Origin of the sequence: Xanthobacter versatilis (assembly GCF_043193975.1) — a bacterium.
GTDB lineage: Bacteria > Pseudomonadota > Alphaproteobacteria > Rhizobiales > Xanthobacteraceae > Xanthobacter > Xanthobacter autotrophicus_E.
The window spans coordinates 447,792-463,540 of sequence record NZ_JBAFVB010000002.1 but is presented as its reverse complement, the minus strand read 5'-3'; the positions used below and the strand labels follow the sequence as shown (position 1 = coordinate 463,540).

The following is a 15,749-nucleotide window of genomic DNA, read 5'->3' as shown; positions in this document are numbered from 1 at the left end:
TCAGGTCGTCCCCTTCAGCCGCCACGCGGCAAGGGCAAATCCGGCGCAGGCCAGCGTTGCAAAGATGGCGAGGCCGTGGGGGTGGGCCTGCATGGCGAAGCCGGCACCCAGCGGCCCCACCAGCGCGCCCAGTCCCCAGAACAGGCCCGACACCGCATAGATGCCGACCAGGTCGCCGCCCTTGAAGCGGCTGCCCACCAGCGTGATCATGATGGTGTAGATGCCCACGAAGGCGCCGCCCCACGCGAACAGCAAAGCATAGGTGGCGACCGTACTGCCAAGGGCGAGCGGCCACACTGCCGCGCCCACAGCAGAAAGCGCCGCCAGCGTTATGACGAGGTGGCGCCGGTCCATCTTGTCGCCCAGCCAGCCGATGGGCAGCTGGAGCACGATGGCCCCGATCATCATCACCGACATGAGGCGGGTGGCATGCTCCTCGCCCCAGCCCAGGCTCACGGCGTAGAGCGCGAGGAAGGAGAGGCCGGCGGTCTCGATGGCGGCGTTCAGCAGGGTCGCGCTCAGGGCCAGCGGGGCGAGGCGCACGAAGCGCACAGGATTGCCCACCGTCGGCTCGTCGAAATGGGGCGCGACCACGCGTGGCGAGGCGACGAACAGCGCGGCGAGCAGCGCGATGCCGGCCCCGGTCACATAGGGCAGGGCCCCAGCCGTGCCCACCAGCGAGAGGATGATGGGCCCCAGCGCCAGCCCCACCGAGAGCGCGGCGGTATAGGCCGCCATGGAGCGGGCGCGGGTGCCCTCGGTGGAGAGGGCGTTGATCCAGGTCTCGGAGGTCACGAACAGCGCTTCCGCCGCCATGCCGAGGAACAGGCGCAGCACGAACCACGCGGCCAGCATGGGCAGCAGCGGAAAGGCGATGAGCGCCACCGCCGAAATGGCGATGGAGAGGAAGATGAGCTTGCGCGGCCCCAGCATCGCCACCAGCCGGGGCAGCACCACGGCGGTGACCAGGACGCCCACCGCATGCATGGCCGCATTGGCCCCGATGATGCCTTCGCTGAGGCCGCGGGCGGCAAGGTCGAAGGCGATGAGCGGCGCCGTGAGCGAATAAGTGAGGCCGAACACCATGGCGGTGGCAATGACCGCGCCGCGGGCGAGCACGCTGGCCCGGCCCTCGGCGAGGGCTTCCGTGGTGGTGGACGGGGCGACCTGCTCGCTCATGGTTCGCTCACGCTCGTCCGCGCGGCGGCGGTGCCGGCCGGGGCGGGATGGGGGCGGCTGAAGCGCTTCACGAAGTCCCTCAGCCGCGCCGCGAACGGCGGTGGGGCCGGCTCGATGATGCGCTTCAGGGTGCTGGCGTAGTCGAGCACCAGGCCCGGGGTCCAACTCATGGCCTCGGCGCGCGAGCGGATATAGGCACCCGCCCATACGTCCGGATTGGCCAAAAGCGTCGCGACCCGCAGCCACGGCATGCGCGAGGCGAGCACGCCTTCGAGCGCGGAATCGAGGGCCGCCGCCACCACCACCGAGCAGTTGCGGTTGGTGAGGTTATAGGTGTCGTCCTGCCGGTAGCCGGCCCAGAAGGCGCGCAGGCGCCGGGCGTCGAAGCGGGTGAATTCCACCCGCGCGTCGGCTTCGCACCAGCTCGCCGCCTCATAGGCGTAGGAGGGCTGGAAGCGGCCCTTCACGTCGTTCTCGGCGGTGGCGCGCAGGATGCGGGCGAACTCCTCCGGCGGGTGCTCGATCTCGTCCGCCGGATAGTGGCTGATATAGAGGTCCGGCTTCAGCTCCAGCGCGGTATGGCCGGTGGAGATGGCGCCGGTGCGGTCCACGGCGGCGATGTAGCGGTCGATGAGGGGCCGGTGGCCGGGCACGTCCGCCGAGCCCACGGGGGTCCAGACATGCACCGTCATGGGGCCGTCGGACGGCGGCAGCGGGCCGTTCTCGTCCACGATCACCGGCGCGTTGTCATACCAGTTGCGCCCGCCGAACAGCGGCAGGGCGAGGATCGCCACCTCGGCGAGATGGGCACGCAGCATCAGGCTCGCGCGCATCAGGATCCAGCCGGACATGAGCAGCAGGAGGGCGATGCACAGCGGCACCTTGATCTCGTGGGACAATGGCCAGTGGCTGGCGATGATCGCCGCCAGCATGATCTCCACGACGCCCACCGCAACCGTCGCCCGCCACAGGCGGAAGCGCACCACCAGGGCGGTGGCGATGCGCGCCACGCCGTCGATCAGGAAGGCAGCGCCGAACAGCAGCGACAGCGCCATGCCGTTGCGGTCCGGATAATCCAGGATGAAGACGCCCACGAAGACAAGGGCGCCGGCGCGTGCGAGGCACAGCGCCCGGCTCTGCGCCCCGCGCAGGGCGAAGACGGCGAGCAGGCTGAGCAGGCCCTCCAGCACGAACACGCCGCCGAATACCTGCGTCGCCACCGACATGGTGCCGTCCATGGCATCCAGCAGGATCAGGCAGGCGACACCGATGAAGGTGAGGGCGAGCACCAGCAGCACCCACCAGCGGTCACGCAGGGCTCGGGCTCCCACCAGGATGAACGCAAGCTGGACCATGAAGGACGGGCTTCACTCAGGAGAAAATCCCGGGCTGAACCGGCCCGGGGCGCGACACGTTCGCATCGAAAAGGAGAAGGTGATTCCCGCCTGAAAGAAAGCGCTTCCACTCCCGCCCAGACGAAGGACAACCCAAGGTCAGGCAGGCACCATGGGGCCGTCGCTCCCGCCGATGCAAGAGGCGGCACAGGAGGGAGCGATGCAGAGGGATGGGCCGCATCCGGCGACAGCCGCGCGGGCAGGGGGTGAGGATGCGCTCGGAACCCTCGGGGCACCTGGACGGTTGGCCTTCGAGACCCCGCGGACACGGAGACTAAAATGACCAATCCCCACATGGATCGCCTGAAGGCCGATGCATCGGGCAACACCGCGCTGAGTGCGGTCCTGGCCGACGCGGTCGGCAGGTTTTCCAATCCGGCGGATGCGGTGGGCTTCCTCGCCTCGCGCGGTTTCGAGGTAACGGCCTCGGACCTGGCGGATGCGGCGGCGGAGCCCGATGAGGCACCCGCCGCGGATGGTGAGGAGGGCGGCTACGGCGCGCTCATGGAGTTCATGCGCCGAAACTGAGCGCCGTCGTCACAGGATGGTGCCGTGCAGGAACAGCCACGCCACCGAGAAATAGATGACGATGCCGGTCACATCCACCAGGGTGGCGATGAACGGCGCCGAGGCCGAGGCCGGATCGAAACCCAGCCGTTTCAAGGCGAACGGCAGCAGCGAGCCGGCCATGGAGCCAAAGGTGACGATGCCGACCAGCGCGGCGCCGATGGTGACGGCAAGCAGCTTCCAGTGCTCGCCATAATCGAAGATGCCGGCTTCCTGCCAGACCACGATGCGCACGATGCCGATGACGCCGAGGATGGCGCCGAGGACGAGGCCGGTGGGGAACTCGCGCAGCGCCACCCGCCACCAGTCCCGCAGGCGCACCTCGTGCAGGGCCAGCGCGCGGATGATGAGGGAGGTGGCCTGCGAGCCGGAATTGCCGCCCGAGCTCATCACGAGTGGGATGAACAGGGCGAGCACGATGGCCTTCTCCAGCTCGTCCGCATAGACCTGCATGGCGCTGGTGGTGAGCATCTCCGACAGGAACAGCACGCACAGCCAGCCGCCGCGCTTCTTGATCATCTCGAAGAAGGAGATGTCGAGATAGGGCGCGTCGATGGCCTCCATGCCGCCCATGCGCTGCACGTCCTCGGTCTGCTCCTCGATCATGGCGTCGATCACGTCGTCCACCGTCACGATGCCGAGCACGTGGCCGGTGGAGTCGACCACCGGTACCGCAAGGAAGTCGTACTTGGAGATGATCCGCGCAACCTCCTCCTGCGCCATGGTGGGAGGAACGGTGATCGGCGCGTAGGGATTGGCCACCGACCCGATGGGCGCCTCCGGCGCGCCGAAAATCAGGCGGCGCAGAGAGACGGTGTTGACCAGACGTTTGGTATCCGGGGTCAGGACATAGATGGCGTAGACGGTCTCGCGGCTGTGCTCCACCTCGCGGATGTGGGCCAGCGTCTGCCCCACGGTCCAGTTCGAGGGCACGCTGACGAACTCGGTGGTCATGAGCGCGCCGGCGGAGCCATCGGGATAGGTGAGCAGGTGGTCGATGCCGCGACGGGTTTCCGGCGTCAGGGCTTCGCGCAGACGGCTCTTGGACGGCTCCTCGATCCAGCGCAGCACATCGGAGGCGCGGTCGGCGGACATGCCTTCCAGCAGCGCGACGGCCTTGTCCTGAGGCAACGCTTCGATGACTTCGCAGGCGTCCTGGAACTGGGGCTGGTCCAGCACCTCCACCGCCCATTGCAGGGGCATGTGGCCGACCAGCTCGGTGGCTTCCTCGGCGGTCTTGCCGTTCAGGAATTCAACGATGTCGGCCACATGTTCATGCCCGAGGCGGGCTGCAATGGTGGCCTTGTCCAGATCCTGCGTCGCGACGATGTTCATACGTGCCTCTCCGCCCCAGCTGCGGTTCCGGTGGCGCTCGCCTCGACCGGGTCCGTGCCCACGTAGCGAACCTGTCCTTCAACGAAATGACATATGGGCGTCCATCGAGCCTCCTTGGGCGTCGCGCGGACGCGAGCCCGACTCGCTTGTGGACGGGTCAGACGGCCTTGAAGGTGCCGTCGTCGTCGAGCAGCTCCAGCTGGCCGGTGGCAACGCCGAAATAGGCGCCGTGCAGCTGCAGCTCGCCGGCGCTGATGCGCTCCGCGACCCACGGAAAGCCGGCGAGGTTCGCCAGGGAGAGCTTGACGCAGCACTGCTCGCAGAAGCGCTGGCGCTGGTCGATGGGAAGGCTGGCATCCTCGGCCATGAGGCGGGCGGGCTCGGCGATCTTCATCCAGCCGGCCACGAAGTCCTCGGCGCCGGGCGGGGCACCCTCCAGCAGGGCGTGGACGCCGCCGCACTGGGCGTGGCCCATCACGATCACGTCCCGCACCTTGAGCACGCGCACCGCGAATTCGATGGCCGCCGACGTGCCGTGGTAATTGGTGTCCGGCAGGAACGGCGGCACCAGATTGGCGACGTTGCGGACCACGAACATCTGGCCCGGCCCGGCGTCGAAGATCATCTGCGGATCGACGCGGCTGTCCGAACAGGCAATGACAAGGGTCTCGGGTTTCTGGCCCCGCGCCGCGAGCCGCTCGAAGAGCTGCTTGCGCTCCGGCCATGCCACTTCACGGAATCTCCTGTAGCCCGAGATCAGATCATCCACGCGCGCTCTCCCGTCCAGTCTGCTCAGGGCACGGAAGTCTGAGCGCGACGGCCGAGTCAAGCCCGCCAAATTGCCTCTCCCCGTCCGCCGCTGCGGCAGGCCTGTCACGGGACCGGTATCGGGGCGCCCTGTGCCGGGGTTGATGAAGGCCTCCATCCAGCCCGTGGAACCCGAAATGCCGCAGCCACGTTACTTGATCACGAAGTCGATCTTAACGAAGGGGAAAGGTCATGCGCGGGATCTTGCTTTGGATCATGGGTGTTCCTGTTTCAGTCATCATCCTGCTTTACCTGTTTCACTTCCTGTGACGGGTGGGATGACGGTGCGGGGGCGAAGCGCATTGACGAAACGCGGGACCCGCGCCGCCAAGCCCGGGCGGTCCGAGCGCTCATGTCTGCCCTCAAAATAGGCAAATCAAATGGATTGTGTGCGGTGGCGCACTCCGTAATTTTGCGGAGTGCGGCGTCGCGGCGGAGTCGAATCTGGCGCCGGGCCGGACCCGTCATGCGGCTTTTGCCTAGATTGAATGCAGGGCCACAATCGTTCTGTGCCTAGTTTATGGACGTATCGCCTCTTTCGAGGCTGCCCCGCCAGCTTTGGTCATGATTCCGTCGCTCGGACGCGTAGGCAACTGGCAGATCGCGAGACCGTAGAAGCCTTGGCACGCGCCTTGCTGACAGATCCCCTGGCAGGCCCGATGGGCCGTCGCAACAGGGGAGAGAGCGCATGCTCGGTTTGCTGGGACAGGCGACCAAGGGTTTCGGGGCGCTCGCCGCCGCCGCCGCCATCGTCGGTACGATGGGAATGGGCGTGGCGAAGGCGCAGGAGACCATCAAAGTCGGCATCCTGCATTCATTGTCGGGCACCATGGCCATCAGCGAGACTACGCTGAAGGACGCGATGCTCATGCTCATCGAAGAGCAGAACAAGAAGGGCGGCATCCTGGGCAAGAAGCTCGAGGCCGTCGTGGTGGATCCCGCTTCCAACTGGCCGCTGTTCGCCGAAAAGGCGCGCGAGCTGATCACCAAGGACAAGGTCGCTGCCGTGTTCGGCTGCTGGACCTCGGTCAGCCGCAAGTCGGTGCTGCCGGTGTTCAAGGAACTCAACAACATCCTCTTCTACCCGGTGCAGTATGAGGGCGAGGAGAGCGAGCGCAACGTCTTCTATACCGGTGCTGCACCGAACCAGCAGGCCATTCCTGCGGTTGACTACCTCGCCAACGAGGAGAAGGTGGAGCGCTGGGTGCTCGCGGGCACCGACTATGTCTATCCCCGCACCACCAACAAGATCCTGGAAGCCTACCTGAAGTCCCGCGGCGTGAAGGCCGAGGACATCATGATCAACTACACGCCGTTCGGCCATTCCGACTGGCAGACCATCGTGTCCGATATCAAGAAGTTCGGCTCGGCGGGAAAGAAGACGGCAGTGGTCTCCACCATCAACGGTGACGCCAACGTGCCGTTCTACAAGGAGCTGTCCAACCAGGGCATCAGCGCCAAGGACATTCCGGTCGTCGCCTTCTCGGTGGGCGAGGAAGAGCTGGCGGGCATCGACACCAAGCCCCTCGCCGGCCACCTTGCGGCATGGAACTACTTCATGTCCATCGACACGCCGGAGAACAAGGAGTTCATCGCCAAGTGGCACGCCTTCACCAAGGATCCCAAGCGCGTCACCAATGATCCCATGGAGGCCCACTATATCGGCTTCAACATGTGGGTGAAGGCGGTGGAGAAGGCCGGCACGACCGACCAGGACAAGGTCATCGCCGCGCTGCCGGGCATCAAGCAGGCCAACCTCACCGGCGGCGTCTCGGAGATGCTTCCCAACCACCACATCACCAAGCCCGTCTTCATCGGTGAGATCGAGGGCAACGGCCAGTTCGACGTGGTGTGGAAGACCAAGGACCTCATCCCCGGCGAAGCCTGGTCGCGCTACCTCGAAGGCTCCAAGAGCCTGGTGGCCGATTGGGTGAAGCTGAACTGCGGTAACTTCGACACCGTCAAGAACGTCTGCCTCTCGGCGGCCAAGTGAGCGCATCCGCGTGAGCTTTGCGTCCGGGCGGGCGTGGATTTTTTGAACATTTTGATCTCGAACGCCTCTCGTACCGTCCCGTAAGGGGCGCTCCTCCCTCTCCCCGGCAACGGGGAGGGGGAGCCTCGCTCTTCCCGTCGCGAGCTGCCGGCACCGCCCGGCTGCGCTGGAGCGGATACCTTCATGATGCGCCCTCCCGTTCCGCCGGCCCTCGCGCGGATCCTCGCGCTTCCCCTTCTCGCCCTTCTTCTGGCTGTCCTCCTCCCCGCCGGCGCGGTACGCGCGCAGGCACAGGCCGATATTTCGGCCATCGTCGCGAAATTCGCGAACGACAGCTATTCGGATACGACCGACGCGCTGGTTGAGCTTTCGGCCACCGGCAGCGCCCAGGCCGCCGCCGTGGTGGAGGCGCTCGGCGCCGGCCGGCTGATGTTCGATCCGGCCACCAAGGCGGTCTATATCCGCACCCCCGCCGGCATGGCCGATGCCGCCACCGGCACCATCGTCGCCAATGCGCCGACCAACCTCTCCGTGGTGCGCGCCAACAACCGGGTGCGCCGCGCCATCGATGCGGCTTCCGGCGCGCTCTCGCTGCTCAATCCTGATCCGGTCCGCCGCGCCGAGGCTGCCGCCGCCGTCTTCAAGTCGCGCGATGCCGCTGCGCTGGCGACGGTGGAGGCCGCCATCGCCAAGGAGACGGTGGGAAGCGTGAAGGATGCGCTGGAGCAGGCCCGCGCCGCCATCCTCGTCGGCAAGTCCGAGGTGCCCGAGGCGGTGCGGCTCCTCGCCATCCAGAAGATCACCGCCCGCGGCGACCAGGAGGCCATCAGCCTGCTGCGCAGCCTGCCGGCGGACGCCCCCGCCAGCCTCAAGGCCGCGGCCGAGGCCGGCATCGCGAAGGTGGAGCAGAATCTCAAGTTCTGGGCCGTGGCGCAGAATGTCTGGTACGGCCTGTCGCTGGGCTCGGTGCTGCTTTTGGCGGCCATCGGGCTGGCCATCACCTTCGGTGTCATGGGCGTCATCAACATGGCCCACGGCGAGATGGTGATGCTGGGTGCCTACACCACCTTCGTGGTGCAGGACTTCATCCGCCATTCGGCGCCCGGCCTGTTCGACTGGTCGCTGGCCATCGCCCTGCCGCTGGCCTTCCTGTTCACCGGCCTCGTGGGCATCCTCATCGAGCGCACGGTGATCCGCTTCCTCTACGGCCGGCCGCTGGAAACCCTGCTCGCCACCTGGGGTGTCTCGCTCATCCTCCAGCAGGCGGTGCGGTCCGTGTTTGGCCCCACCAACCAGGAGGTGGGGGCACCATCCTGGATGTCGGGCGCGTTCCAGGTGGGGCAGCTCTCCATCACCTACAACCGCCTGTGGATCATCGTCTTCGCCCTGCTGGTGTTCTTCGCGCTGCTGCTGGTGCTCAAGCGCACGCCGCTCGGCCTCTATGTGCGGGCGGTGACGCAGAACCGGCGCATGGCGGCAGCCATGGGCATCCGCACCGGGCGCATCGACGCGCTCACCTTCGGCCTCGGCTCCGGCATCGCCGGCATCGCCGGCGTGGCGCTGTCGCAGATCGACAATGTGAGCCCCAACCTCGGCCAGGGCTACATCATCGACAGCTTCATGGTGGTGGTGTTCGGCGGGGTGGGGAACCTCTGGGGCACCCTGGTGGGCGCCTTCACGCTGGGCATCGCCAACAAGCTGCTGGAGCCCTTCGCCGGCGCGGTGCTGGGCAAGATCCTGCTGCTCGTCTTCATCATCCTGTTCATCCAGAAGCGCCCGCGCGGCCTGTTCGCGCTCAAGGGCCGGGCGGTGGAATCGTGAAACAGTCCGGCATCATCGACCGCACCGGCGGCATCTTCCTTCTCGTCATGCTGGCTGTGGCGGTGCTGGTGCCCGCCTCCAACCTGCTGCTCCCGGCCGGCCATCCGCTGCATGTGCCGGATTACATGATCCCGCTGCTCGGCAAGTACCTCACCTATGCCCTGCTCGCCGTGGCGGTGGATCTGGTGTGGGGCTATTGCGGCGTGCTCTCGCTAGGCCACGGCGCCTTCTTCGCGCTGGGCGGCTATGCCATGGGCATGTACCTGATGCGCCAGATCGGCCCGCGCGGCGTCTACGGCAATCCGGTGCTGCCCGATTTCATGGTGTTCCTGAACTACAAGGAACTGCCGTGGTTCTGGCATGGCTTCGACATGTTCCCCTTCGCCATGCTGATGGTCGTTCTGGTGCCGGGGGCGTTGGCCTTCGTGTTCGGCTGGTTCGCCTTCCGCTCGAGGGTGACGGGCGTGTACCTCTCCATCATCACCCAGGCCATGACGTTCGCGCTCATGCTTGCGTTCTTTCGCAACGACATGGGCTTCGGCGGCAATAACGGCCTCACCGATTTCAAGGATATCCTGGGCTTTCCCATATCGGCGCCGTCGACGCGGCTCACCTTGTTCGTGGCGTCGGCGGTGGCGTTGGCTGCGGGCTATCTGATCTGCCGGGCGCTGGTCACCTCAAAGTACGGCAAGGTGCTGGTGGCGGTGCGCGACGCGGAAAGCCGTACGCGCTTCCTCGGCTACCGGGTGCAGAACTACAAGCTTCTCGCCTGGGTGCTATCCGCCATGCTGGCGGGTGTCGCCGGTGCGCTCTACGTGCCGCAGGTGGGCATCATCAACCCGTCCGAGTTCGCCCCGGCCCAGTCCATCGAGATGGTGATCTGGGTGGCGGTGGGCGGGCGCGGCACGCTGGTGGGGGCGGCGCTGGGCGCGGTCATCGTGAATGCGGGCAAGACCTGGTTCACCGGCGTGCTGCCGGAGGCCTGGCTGTTTGCGCTGGGCGCGCTGTTCGTGCTGGTCACCCTGTTCCTGCCCCGGGGCGTGCTGGGCCTTGCCTCCAGCATTTCCGAACGCTGGAAGGCGCGGCGGCCCGCTGCGACGCCCACCCCCGAGCCGGCGGAGTGAGCGCCATGAGCAGCTTTCAGACCCAGTCCTCCGACCCCTATGTGGTGAAGTCCCACGGCGCCCTGGCGCTGGAAGCGGAGATGCGGGAGATCGCGCAGGATCGCCCCGATGCCGACCGGATGTCCATGACGCCGGCATTGCTCTATCTCGACAACATCACCGTCTCCTTCGACGGCTTCCGCGCGCTGAACGCCCTTTCCCTCGTCATCGGGGAAGCGGAGATGCGGGCCATCATCGGGCCCAACGGCGCCGGCAAGACCACCATGATGGACGTGATCACCGGCAAGACGCGGCCGAACCAGGGCGTGGCCTATTTCGCCGGCACCCACGACCTCACCAGCCTGGATGAGGCCGCCATCGCCCAGCTCGGCATCGGCCGCAAGTTCCAGACGCCCACCGTGTTCGACATGCATTCGGTGGAGGACAACATCCTCCTCGCCTTGAAGGAGGACCGGCGGCCCTTCTCCAATATCTACTGGCGGCGCACGCCCCATGAGCGCGAGCGCATCGACGAATTGCTGGAACGGGTGCGCCTGAAGGACGCCCGCTTCCGCCGCGCCGGCGATCTCTCCCACGGCCAGAAGCAATGGCTGGAGATCGGCATGCTGCTGGCGCAGGAGCCGCGCCTGCTGCTGGTGGACGAGCCCGCCGCCGGCATGACCGACCAGGAAACGGCGGACACGGCGGTGCTGCTGCGCGAGATCGCCAAGACGCGATCCGTGGTGGTGGTGGAGCACGACATGCAGTTCGTGCGCGATCTCGACGTGAAGGTCACCGTGCTGCACGAAGGCTCCGTGCTCGCCGAAGGCCCGCTCGACCAGGTGAGCGCGGACGAGCGGGTCATCGAAGTGTATCTGGGGAGGTGAGGGCATGCTGAAGGTTGAGAACCTCGACCTCTATTACGGCGCCGCCCACACCCTGAAGAAGGTGTCGGTGGAAGCCCATGCGGGCAAGGTCACCTGCGTGCTCGGCCGCAACGGCGTCGGCAAGACCTCGCTGCTGCGCGCCATCGTCGGGCAGCGGCCCATCGCCGGCGGCTCCATCATGCTGGACGGCAAGGAGATTTCGCGGATGCCGACGCCGGATCGCGCCGGGCTCGGCATCGGCTTCGTGCCGCAGGGTCGGGAGGTGTTCCCACTGCTGTCCGTGAAGGAGAATCTGGAAACCGGATTCGCTCGCCTCGCCCGCAAGGACAAATACGTGCCGGATGAGGTGTTCGAGCTGTTCCCGGTGCTCAATTCCATGCTGCGCCGGCGCGGCGGCGATCTTTCCGGCGGGCAGCAGCAACAGCTCGCCATCGGTCGCGCGCTGGTCACCCGCCCGCGCCTGCTGGTGCTGGACGAGCCGACGGAGGGCATCCAGCCCTCGATCATCAAGGATATCGGGCGCGCAATTTCCTACCTGCGTGACAAGGGCGACATGGCCATCGTACTGGTGGAGCAGTATTTCGAGTTCGCCCGCGACCTTGCCGACAGCTTCATCCTGATGGATCGCGGCGAGGTGGTGGCGAGCGGGGACAGGAGCGGGCTCGATGGTGACGACGTCCGCCGCCTCATGGCGATCTGATCCGGCTGATCCATCCGTCGCATCCGCCCGGGAACGCGCGCTGCGCCAGCGCAGCGAAGGGCGGGTGCGTATCGCCGCGTCGGCTTTCGGCGGCGTGACGCGCCTGACCGACCTCGCCGAGGGCGGCGCCTTGCGCGCCCGTCTGCCGCGCGGCGGGCCGGGGCTGGAAGCAGTCATCGTCAACACCGCCGGTGGGGTGGCCTGTGGTGATGTCTTCTCCATCGAGGTCAAGGCGGGGCCGGGCGCCCATCTGACGGTGGCGACTCCTGCCGCCGAGAAAGTCTATCGCTCGGACGGGCTGTGCGCGGACATCCAGGTGCGGCTTGCGGCGGAAGCCGGCGCGCGGCTCGACTGGCTGCCGCAGGAAACCATCCTGTTCGACCGCGCCCGCCTCAGGCGCCGCTACGAGATCGACCTGTCCGCCACCGCCTCCTTCCTTTCCTTCGAGGCGCTGATGCTGGGTCGCCTTGCCCACGGCGACGCCATGGGGGAGGGGCATCTGGAGGATCACTGGCGCCTCCGCCGCGACGGCGCCCTCATTTTCGCCGACGCCTTGCGTCTCGCCGGCCCGATGGGCGCGCTTCTCGCCCGGCCGGCGGTGGCCGGCGGGAATCGGGCGCTGGCGACGCTGCTTTATGTGGCGCCCGATGCCGAGGCCCGGCTGGAGGAGGCCCGCGCGCTGCTCGACGGTGCCCGCTGCGAAGCTGGCGCCAGCGCGTGGAACGGGCTTCTGTGCGTGCGTCTGCTCGCTCCTGACATCGAAACGTTGCGTCGGGATGCGACCTCGTTTCTCATGGCGTTCAGAAACGCCCCGCTGCCCCGCGTATGGGCCACCTGACGTTCGCTTCAAGGAGATTGCCGTGCTGCTGACGCCGCGCGAGAAGGACAAGCTCTTCATCGCCATGGCCGCCGAGGTGGCCCGCAAGCGCCTCGCCCGGGGCGTGAAGCTGAACCATCCGGAAGCCGTTGCCCTCATCACCGACTTCGTGGTGGAAGGCGCCCGCGACGGCAGGACCGTCGCCGAGCTGATGGAGCTGGGCGCCCGCGTCATCACCGCCGACCAGGTGATGGACGGCATCTCCGAGATGATCCACGACATCCAGGTGGAAGCCACCTTCCCGGACGGCACCAAGCTGGTCACAGTGCACCACCCCATTCGCGGCGCGCCCTCCCAAACGGTGCCCGGCGAGCTGGTGCCGCAAGAGGGCGACATCCACTTCAACGAAGGCGCCGAGCGGGTGCGCCTCACGGTGTCCAACACCGGCGACCGGCCGATCCAGGTGGGCAGCCACTACCATTTCTACGAGACCAACCCGGCGCTGGCCTTCGAGCGGGAGCAGGCCCGCGGCATGCGCCTCGACATTGCCCCCGGCACGGCGGTGCGCTTCGAGCCCGGCGCCTCGCGGGAGGTGACGCTGGTGCCGTTCGGCGGCAAGCGCGAGGTGTTCGGCTTCCGTGGCGCGGTGCAGGGCAAGTTGTAAGCGCGCGAAGGTGTGAGCGCCCGTTTCCGGCTCCGCCCGCTCGTTTCCGCCCGCCCGTTTCTGCCGGTATGATTTCCTGAAGGCGATTGCCCCATGTCCTCCTCCAAGATGCCCCGCGCCGCCTATGCCCACATGTTCGGCCCCACCGTGGGCGACAAGGTGCGGCTTGCCGATACGCAGCTCTTCATCGAGATCGAGAAGGATTTCACTATCCATGGCGAGGAGGTGAAGTTCGGCGGCGGCAAGGTCATCCGTGACGGCATGGGCCAGTCGCAGGTGGCCAATGCCGACGGCGCGGTGGACACCGTCATCACCAATGCGGTGGTGCTGGACCACTGGGGCGTGGTGAAGGCCGACGTGGGCCTGAAGAACGGCCGCATCGTGCGCCTCGGCAAGGCCGGCAATCCCGATGTGCAGAACGGCGTGGACATCATCATCGGCCCCGGCACCGAGGTGATCGCGGGGGAGGGCAAGATCCTCACCGCCGGCGGCTTCGACAGCCATATCCATTTCATCTGCCCGCAGCAGATCGAGGAGGCGCTGGCCTCGGGCGTCACCACCATGCTGGGCGGCGGCACGGGACCTGCCACCGGCACCTTCGCCACCACCTGCACGCCGGGGCCGTGGCACATCGCCCGCATGATCGAGGCGGCCGATTCCTTCCCCATGAACCTCGCCTTCGCCGGCAAGGGCAACGCCTCGCTGCCCGCCGCGCTGGAAGAGATGGTGCTGGCCGGCGCCTGCGCCCTGAAGCTCCACGAGGACTGGGGCACCACGCCCTCAGCCATCGATTGCTGCCTCTCGGTGGCGGATGCGCTGGACGTGCAGGTGATGATCCACACCGACACGCTCAACGAGAGCGGCTTCGTGGAGGACACCATCGCCGCCTTCAAGGGCCGCACCATCCACGCCTTCCACACTGAAGGGGCGGGCGGCGGGCATGCGCCGGACATCATCAAGGTGGCGGGGCTGGCGAACGTGCTGCCCTCCTCCACCAATCCGACCCGGCCCTATACCCGCAACACCATCGACGAGCATCTGGACATGCTCATGGTGTGCCACCACCTCGACCCGGAGATCGCCGAGGACCTCGCCTTCGCCGAAAGCCGCATCCGCAAGGAGACCATCGCGGCGGAGGACATCCTCCACGACCTCGGCGCGCTCTCCATGATGAGCTCGGACAGTCAGGCCATGGGCCGGGTGGGCGAGGTGATCATCCGCACCTGGCAGACAGCGGACAAGATGAAGCGTCAGCGCGGCAAGCTGCCTGGCGAGCGCGACAGCGACAACCTGCGGGCGCGGCGCTACATCGCCAAATACACCATCAACCCCGCCATCGCCCACGGCATGTCGCGCCATATCGGCTCGGTGGAGGCCGGCAAGCTCGCCGACCTTGTGCTGTGGACGCCGGCCTTCTTCGGGGTGAAGCCGGATCTGGTCATCAAGGGCGGCGCCATCGCCATGGCGCAGATGGGCGATCCCAACGCCTCCATTCCCACACCGCAGCCGGTGCATTATCGGCCCATGTTCGGCGCCTACGGGCGGGCGCTGACCCACACCTCGCTCACCTTCGTCTCGAAATCGGCGATCGAGGACGGGCTCGCCTCCCGCCTCGGTATCCAGAAGGAACTGGTGGCAGTGGAGAACACGCGCTCCGGCATCTCCAAGAAGAGCATGATCAACAATGACGCCACCCCGGTGATCGAGGTGGACCCGGAAACCTACGACGTGCGCGCCGACGGCGAGCTGCTGGTGTGCGAGCCGGCCGAGGTGCTGCCCATGGCCCAGCGCTATTTCCTGTTCTGACGAGAGGCGAGAAAGAATTCGCGCGCGGCGGAACCTATGCCATGGCTGGTAGCTTCTAGCGGGTGTTGCAACTCTTTTTGATTGAGGAGCCACCCCATGTCGAATGTGCGTACATTGTCCAAGAAGTCGGCCAAGGTTTCCACCGTAGCCAAGACAGCGGCCCTCGCCACCCCCACCGATCTCGACAGTGCCAAGGCGCAGAAGGTGGCGGACGCCATCAATCGCGTGCTGGCGGACACATTCGTGCTGTATCTGAAGACCAAGAATTTCCACTGGCACGTCAGCGGCAAACATTTCCGCGACTATCACCTGCTGCTGGACGAGCAGGCCGCCGCCATCTACGCCACGGTCGATCCGTTGGCCGAGCGCGTGCGCAAGATCGGCTGCCAGACGGTGCATTCCTATGCCGAGATCCTGAAGCTCAGCGCTCTGAAGGAGAACGAGGCGGCCTATGTGGCGCCGCAGGACATGTTCGCGGAGCTGATCGCCGACAACAAGGCAGCCATCGCATCCATGCGCGAGGCCCACGGCATCTGCGATGAGGCGGACGACATTGCCACCGCCAGCCTGCTGGAAGAATATGTGGACGAGGCCGAAAAGCGCCTGTGGTTCCTGTTCGAGACCAACCAGAATCGGCAGGACAGCGCCACCTGAGCGCACAAGGTCCGCTCCCGAC

14 protein-coding genes are annotated in these 15,749 nt (G+C 66.8%); 10 read left to right on the top strand and 4 right to left on the bottom strand.

From position 1 onward, the window contains the following. Together V5F66_RS05760 and V5F66_RS05755 are read right to left on the bottom strand one after the other, a co-directional pair. On the bottom strand, positions 1–1,179 hold the full coding sequence (locus tag V5F66_RS05760) for an MFS transporter (RefSeq protein ID WP_394093440.1): 1,179 nt from the start codon (positions 1,177–1,179) through the stop codon (positions 1–3). Continuing rightward, positions 1,176–2,534 (bottom strand): HdeD family acid-resistance protein, encoded by a 1,359-nt coding sequence (locus tag V5F66_RS05755; protein WP_012116113.1) that lies wholly within the window; start codon positions 2,532–2,534, stop codon positions 1,176–1,178. Before V5F66_RS05755 ends, V5F66_RS05760 begins: the two co-directional genes overlap by 4 nt. A gap of 318 nt (positions 2,535–2,852) precedes the next feature. Here V5F66_RS05755 and V5F66_RS05750 point away from each other — a divergent pair, with 318 nt between their 5' ends. Further along, positions 2,853–3,101 (top strand): hypothetical protein, encoded by a 249-nt coding sequence (locus tag V5F66_RS05750; protein WP_394093439.1) that lies wholly within the window; start codon positions 2,853–2,855, stop codon positions 3,099–3,101. 9 nt (positions 3,102–3,110) lie between these two features. Here the strand turns inward: V5F66_RS05750 and mgtE are convergent, their stop codons facing one another. Together mgtE and V5F66_RS05740 are read right to left on the bottom strand one after the other, a co-directional pair. After that, a complete protein-coding gene (gene mgtE, locus V5F66_RS05745; protein WP_012116115.1) occupies positions 3,111–4,475 on the bottom strand; it encodes a magnesium transporter in 1,365 nt (454 codons plus the stop codon). Between the two features lie 157 nt (positions 4,476–4,632). Further along, on the bottom strand, positions 4,633–5,244 hold the full coding sequence (locus V5F66_RS05740) for a carbonic anhydrase (RefSeq protein WP_041576034.1): 612 nt from the start codon (positions 5,242–5,244) through the stop codon (positions 4,633–4,635). 798 nt (positions 5,245–6,042) lie between these two features. Here V5F66_RS05740 and urtA point away from each other — a divergent pair. From urtA to V5F66_RS05695, 9 genes are all read left to right on the top strand, one after another. Then, entirely contained in the window at positions 6,043–7,275 is a 1,233-nt protein-coding gene (gene urtA, locus V5F66_RS05735; RefSeq protein WP_394006119.1) for an urea ABC transporter substrate-binding protein, read from the top strand. A 183-nt stretch (positions 7,276–7,458) separates the two neighbouring features. After that, a complete protein-coding gene (gene urtB, locus V5F66_RS05730) occupies positions 7,459–9,096 on the top strand; it encodes an urea ABC transporter permease subunit UrtB (protein ID WP_394005500.1) in 1,638 nt (545 codons plus the stop codon). Positions 9,097–9,143: 47 nt separating this feature from the next. Beyond that, on the top strand, positions 9,144–10,220 hold the full coding sequence (gene urtC, locus V5F66_RS05725; RefSeq protein ID WP_049776180.1) for an urea ABC transporter permease subunit UrtC: 1,077 nt from the start codon (positions 9,144–9,146) through the stop codon (positions 10,218–10,220). 119 nt (positions 10,221–10,339) lie between these two features. Continuing rightward, positions 10,340–11,086 carry an urea ABC transporter ATP-binding protein UrtD gene (gene urtD, locus V5F66_RS05720; protein ID WP_041577571.1) on the top strand — a complete coding sequence of 249 codons (747 nt, stop codon included), beginning with the start codon at positions 10,340–10,342 and terminating at the stop codon, positions 11,084–11,086. 4 nt (positions 11,087–11,090) lie between these two features. Further along, entirely contained in the window at positions 11,091–11,786 is a 696-nt protein-coding gene (urtE, locus tag V5F66_RS05715) for an urea ABC transporter ATP-binding subunit UrtE (RefSeq protein WP_012116121.1), read from the top strand. Continuing rightward, entirely contained in the window at positions 11,755–12,624 is an 870-nt protein-coding gene (locus V5F66_RS05710) for an urease accessory protein UreD (RefSeq protein ID WP_394093566.1), read from the top strand. Before urtE ends, V5F66_RS05710 begins: the two co-directional genes overlap by 32 nt. Positions 12,625–12,646: 22 nt before the next feature. After that, complete coding sequence (locus V5F66_RS05705; RefSeq protein WP_012116123.1) at positions 12,647–13,267, top strand: urease subunit gamma; 621 nt, start codon at positions 12,647–12,649, stop codon at positions 13,265–13,267. Positions 13,268–13,360: 93 nt separating this feature from the next. Continuing rightward, entirely contained in the window at positions 13,361–15,073 is a 1,713-nt protein-coding gene (ureC, locus tag V5F66_RS05700) for an urease subunit alpha (RefSeq protein WP_394093438.1), read from the top strand. Positions 15,074–15,169: 96 nt separating this feature from the next. Then, positions 15,170–15,727, top strand: a complete 558-nt coding sequence (locus V5F66_RS05695) for a Dps family protein (RefSeq protein ID WP_012116125.1) — start codon at positions 15,170–15,172, stop codon at positions 15,725–15,727. Positions 15,728–15,749 lie beyond the last annotated feature (22 nt).

What these genes read in the sequence shown, in the direction of transcription:
- V5F66_RS05755 (WP_012116113.1), bottom strand. Translation starts at nt 2,534, where the DNA reads ATGGTCCAGCTTGCGTTCATCCTGGTGGGAGCCCGAGCCCTGCGTGAC.
- ureC (WP_394093438.1), top strand. Translation starts at nt 13,361, where the DNA reads ATGTCCTCCTCCAAGATGCCCCGCGCCGCCTATGCCCACATGTTCGGC.
- urtE (WP_012116121.1), top strand. Translation starts at nt 11,091, where the DNA reads ATGCTGAAGGTTGAGAACCTCGACCTCTATTACGGCGCCGCCCACACC.
- urtC (WP_049776180.1), top strand. Translation starts at nt 9,144, where the DNA reads ATGCTGGCTGTGGCGGTGCTGGTGCCCGCCTCCAACCTGCTGCTCCCG.
- urtB (WP_394005500.1), top strand. Translation starts at nt 7,459, where the DNA reads ATGATGCGCCCTCCCGTTCCGCCGGCCCTCGCGCGGATCCTCGCGCTT.
- urtD (WP_041577571.1), top strand. Translation starts at nt 10,340, where the DNA reads ATGTCCATGACGCCGGCATTGCTCTATCTCGACAACATCACCGTCTCC.
- mgtE (WP_012116115.1), bottom strand. Translation starts at nt 4,475, where the DNA reads ATGAACATCGTCGCGACGCAGGATCTGGACAAGGCCACCATTGCAGCC.
- V5F66_RS05760 (WP_394093440.1), bottom strand. Translation starts at nt 1,179, where the DNA reads ATGAGCGAGCAGGTCGCCCCGTCCACCACCACGGAAGCCCTCGCCGAG.
- V5F66_RS05750 (WP_394093439.1), top strand. Translation starts at nt 2,853, where the DNA reads ATGACCAATCCCCACATGGATCGCCTGAAGGCCGATGCATCGGGCAAC.
- V5F66_RS05695 (WP_012116125.1), top strand. Translation starts at nt 15,170, where the DNA reads ATGTCGAATGTGCGTACATTGTCCAAGAAGTCGGCCAAGGTTTCCACC.
- urtA (WP_394006119.1), top strand. Translation starts at nt 6,043, where the DNA reads ATGGGAATGGGCGTGGCGAAGGCGCAGGAGACCATCAAAGTCGGCATC.